We start from the raw sequence: 4,613 nt of genomic DNA, 5'->3' as shown, positions 1-4,613 counted from the left end.
ATGCCTGATTATCAGGTATCCGGGGAGGATTAAGGGGGTATTTGGGTAAAATTAGGAGGTATTTGGGGCGAAAACAGCCGAAAACCTGTGTTTGGGTTTCGGCTGTCGGGAGGAAAAGGAATTTTGCAAAGGCCTCTATTTGTACTATCTGCGGCTTCGTCGCCTTGTCCTGATTTAAGTTTAATCCACTATATTATGGGTTCAAACGGGGCAGGTTTGAATAACTGCCCCATTCCTTATTCCTGACCGGGCGTAACGGCGGAATAAGGTTTACATCCCGCCGTAATTCGGCCCGCTTGCCCCTTCGGGGCAAATCCAAGTGATGTTTTGCGTCGGGTCTTTGATGTCGCATGTTTTGCAGTGCACGCAGTTGGCGGCGTTGATTTGCAGGCGCGGACTGTCGTTCTCTTCGACGATTTCGTACACACCCGCCGGACAATAGCGCGTTTCGGGCGAGGCGTATTCTTTATAGTTCACGTCTATCATCGTCTGCGGATTGTTCAGCACCAAATGGTCGGGCTGGTTTTCTTCGTGCGCAAGATTGGCAAGGAAGACGCTGCTTAAGCGGTCGAAAGTCAACACTCCGTCGGGTTTCGGATAATCAATCGGTTTGCACGCGGCGGCTTTTTTGAGCTGCTCGTTGTCTTTGCCGTGATGTTTCAAGGTCCACGGGGCTTTGCCTCTGAAAATCATCTGATCGATGCCAGTATAAAGTGAGCCGAGGTAAACGCCCCATTTGAATGACGGACGGACGTTACGCGCGGCGTAAAGCTCTTGATACAGCCAGCTTTGTTCAAAACGTTGCTGATAATTCACCGCCTCTTTGCCGCTGTCGAAGTTTTCCACTTCTTCAAGGTTTTCCAACAAGGGGAAAACGGCTTCGGCGGCGATCATAGCGGATTTCATCGCGGTATGAATGCCTTTGATGCGCGGCATATTGAGGAAACCCGCCGCATCGCCGATTAAAACGCCGCCTTTAAACGATAGCTTCGGCAGGCTTTGCAAACCGCCTTCAATCAGCGAACGCGCGCCGTAAGCAATGCGGCGGCCGCCTTCGAAGGTTTTGCGGATTTCGGGATGGGTTTTGAAACGTTGGAACTCTTCAAACGGCGACAGATACGGGTTTTGATAATCCAAACCGACCACAAAGCCGACAGCGACTTTGTTGTCGTCAAAGTGATAAATAAACGAGCCGCCGTAGGTTTTGCTGTCCAACGGCCAGCCTGCGCTATGCACCACCAAACCGGGCTGATGTTTTTCAGACGGCACTTCCCAAACTTCTTTAATGCCCAAGCCGTAAGTTTGCGGCTGGCTGTTTTGGTCGAGATTGAAGCGTTCGATGATTTGCTTGGAAAGCGAACCTCGGCAGCCTTCGGCAAACAGGGTTTGCTGTGCCCAAAGCTCCATGCCGGGCTGGAAACTGTCGGTCGGCTCGCCGTCTTTGCCTACACCCATATTGCCGGTCGCAATACCTTTGACCGAACCGTCTTCGTGATACAGCACTTCGGCGGCGGCAAAGCCCGGATAGATTTCCACGCCCATATTTTCCGCCTGCTCCGCCAACCAGCGCACGACTTCGCCCAAGCTGGCGATGTAGTTGCCGTGATTGTCGAAGTTGGGGGTAATAGGCAGATTGAACGCTTTTTTCTCCGTCAGGAACAACACTTTGTCCTGCGTTACTGTGCGTGTCAGCGGCGCGCCTTTTTCTTTCCAGTCGGGAATCAACTCATTCAGCGCAATCGGGTCAATGACCGCGCCCGCCAGCGAATGCGCGCCCGCCTCCGAACCTTTCTCCACCACGCAAACGCTGATTTCGCGCCTGTTCTGTTCGGCAAGCTGCTTGAGTTTGATGGCGGCGGACAAACCCGACGGGCCTGCGCCGACAATCACGACATCGTATTGCATACTGTCGCGGGTGATGGATTCTGTCATGGCGGTTCCTGTATGTTTGTTATCGATTTTAAAACGGGCAATTATACAACGCAGACAGTCGCTTACCAAATAAAACAATGCCGTCTGAAACGGCTTCAGACGGCATTCGGAAGGCATTTGCCCCCATATGGTCAAAGATATTTTTTATCCGGCAGTTGCGTAAAGAGGCTGTCATATTCTTTCTTCAGTTCAGGGATATTTTTGACAATTCTGCCAACTTTATCGAATTCAATCAGTAGGATTTGACGGACAGTTTCTGCGTATCTTGAATCGGTCTGCCTTTCCATCAGCGGTACGAGGTAGGTAAGCAGATTGTGAAGGTAATCGGTCAGCCTGTGGTCGGGTAGGGCGGTTGTCAGACTTCCTTCTCTGCGGTGGTAAATAAAAAAGGGAATGTCAACCTCCAAGACTTTTCCGCCTGCAAGCAGAAATTCAGAGATGAAAACCATATCTTCCCCAAAACGCATACCGTTGCGATAGGTAACACCCGTAGCGACAAGGTGGCGACGGTCAATCATAAAGCACATATTGTGTAGAGGCCAGTGATGAGGCAGACTCTGCATCAATATCCCCTGCATAGATGAGATTTTTCCATTGTGCTGTTCTTTAAATTGAAAAACGGGCTTACACCTCAACATATTTTTCCCCTCTTCATAAGGAGGACGGAGATATACGCCTTTAATCGCTTGAAGTCCGTTATCTTGAGCAAGTCTTGCCCACAAACCGAAATCTATGGGGTAAAGTTCGTCATCGGGGTCTAAGAACATGATGAAATCCCCCGTTGCAAGTTTTAATCCGGCATTGCGTGCCGCCGCCACGCCCCTGTTTTGGCTGCTGACAACGGTAATGAAGGGATATTGGTGCATATATTTCGCCAAGATTTCCGCACTGCCATCTGTCGAACCGTCGTCTATCAGAATAATTTCTTTGCGTACCGTTTGACGCAATATGCTTTCGAGCGCGCGGGGGATATAGGGTGCAACATTATAGACGGGCAGGATGAAGCTGATACTGGGTAGATTATCGGAGGTTGCTTTATCGTTGGAGTACATCTGAATCCTTAATTTGTTGTATAGTGGATTAAATTTAAATCAGGACAAGGCGACGAAGCCGCAGACAGTACAGATAGTACGGCAAGGCGAGGCAACGCTGTACTGGTTTAAATTTAATCCACTATAAAAGGCGAAGTATGCAGATGGGCAACTTTAGGATATGGCCTGCATACAAAATCCAAAATGCCGCACCTGTCTGCAAGTGCGGCATTTTTACTATAGGCTGTGTTCCAATAGGTATTAATGGCGGAAGATCACCATTGATAGCCGACAGCCGCTCCAAATAACGGTTTTTTGGTATTGTTGCCGGAGAAATTGAACGAAGCACCTGCCTTCAGGATTACTTTGCCGTTATCTGAGAGGCTGGAGTAACCGATTGCAAGAGCCTGTTCGCCGTTGTAGTGTGCCGTAGAAGCGGATACCATCGAGTGTCCCGCATAAGTCGGTTGGGGAAGGAGTGCGATCGCTCCTGCTTTGGCGATACCGCCGTTCATTGATTTATCCAACTTGTCGACTTTTTGCTCTATAGAGGAAATCCGTTCATGCACCTCAAACAACTGTGCGCCGTTGACTGCGTCTGAGCTTGATGGAGAAATCCTGCCTGCCGCCAAGCCGCTTATACGGACTTCGCCATTGGGGCGTTCATTAGTAATTGTACCTTTGGCGGTCAGCATAGTACCGTCCGATTCTTCGGTTCGGGTAAATGCAGTATCGGCTTCCGCTTTGAGGAAGTCGATAAAGTCTCGTTCTGTTTTATCAGCACGTTTTCCAGTATCTAGAGATTTCCAGATTTCGTAGGCAGATTTGCCGTTTTCGCCTTTCTCACCTTGGTCACCTTTCTCACCTTTTTCACCTTGGATGCCTTGGTCACCTTTCTCGCCTTTCTCGCCTTTTTCGCCCTGTTCACCTTTATCGCCTTGTGCACCTTTCTCACCCTGTTCGCCTTTAAGGGATTTCAGGAAGGCGGCTTCGGATGTGTCGGCGAGGGTTGTGTTCTGTTCTTTCCAGATTTCGTAGGCAGATTTGCCGTTTTCGCCTTTATCGCCTTTCATTTTCTCTTTCAATTTGTCGGAAAGGGTTAGGGTTAGTCGTTCATTCTCGGATGAATATTCAATTTTAACGTCTGATCCAGACTCAACTTTATCAGGTAAACCTTGAATAAATTCCTCAAGCTTTTTCTCAATCTTTTCAGGTACGTAGGAATACAGTTGACCTCCGGTAACCGCATCAGTCGATCCCAAACCAATCTCACCATTTGCAATCTCGGTAATCAAGGTGCCACCGCCGTTATAGCCGATGATGGTCTCCTCAATTTCATATGTACCCGAATTCCAATTGCCAACATTTTTTTTATTGTTGCCATCATCAGTTATTGGGTTTATAACCAGCTTTCCAACCGTCGTTACCTTATTGTCGTCAGCCTGAGCGTATGGCACGGCGGATATGCCGATTCCTGTGGCTGCTGCTGTGAGGATGAGTTTGGATATTGCCGTATGTTTTTTGTCGGTGCGGGTCATGATTGTACCAATTAGAGTTAAAGTTAACGTAATCTTCCGATTATATATTCAGGCACTTACTCTGTAAATAATACGTTGTATTATTTTATCCATTTTTTTTTTTTTTTTTAAT

The 4,613-nt window shown here is 48.4% G+C and carries 3 protein-coding genes; all 3 read right to left on the bottom strand.

The window, feature by feature from the left end; all coding sequences use genetic code 11:
* Window positions 1-270: 270 nt before the first annotated feature.
* Window positions 271-1,932, bottom strand: a complete 1,662-nt coding sequence (locus Q3O06_RS05360) for an electron transfer flavoprotein-ubiquinone oxidoreductase (RefSeq protein WP_301818002.1) — start codon at window positions 1,930-1,932, stop codon at window positions 271-273.
* A gap of 131 nt (window positions 1,933-2,063) precedes the next feature.
* The gene (locus Q3O06_RS05355) at window positions 2,064-2,984 is read right to left on the bottom strand and encodes a glycosyltransferase family 2 protein (RefSeq protein WP_301818001.1); all 921 of its coding nucleotides are present in this window, start codon (window positions 2,982-2,984) and stop codon (window positions 2,064-2,066) included.
* Window positions 2,985-3,238: 254 nt separating this feature from the next.
* On the bottom strand, window positions 3,239-4,501 hold the full coding sequence (locus tag Q3O06_RS05345; protein WP_301818000.1) for a YadA family autotransporter adhesin: 1,263 nt from the start codon (window positions 4,499-4,501) through the stop codon (window positions 3,239-3,241).
* Window positions 4,502-4,613 lie beyond the last annotated feature (112 nt).

It is taken from the genome of Neisseria maigaei (assembly GCF_958267405.1).
GTDB classification, from domain to species: domain Bacteria; phylum Pseudomonadota; class Gammaproteobacteria; order Burkholderiales; family Neisseriaceae; genus Neisseria; species Neisseria bergeri.
The sequence above is the reverse complement of the archived record's forward strand: the minus strand, read 5'-3'. Positions and strand labels throughout refer to the sequence as shown.

What these genes read in the sequence shown, in the direction of transcription:
- Q3O06_RS05345 (WP_301818000.1), bottom strand. Translation starts at nt 4,501, where the DNA reads ATGACCCGCACCGACAAAAAACATACGGCAATATCCAAACTCATCCTC.
- Q3O06_RS05360 (WP_301818002.1), bottom strand. Translation starts at nt 1,932, where the DNA reads ATGACAGAATCCATCACCCGCGACAGTATGCAATACGATGTCGTGATT.
- Q3O06_RS05355 (WP_301818001.1), bottom strand. Translation starts at nt 2,984, where the DNA reads ATGTACTCCAACGATAAAGCAACCTCCGATAATCTACCCAGTATCAGC.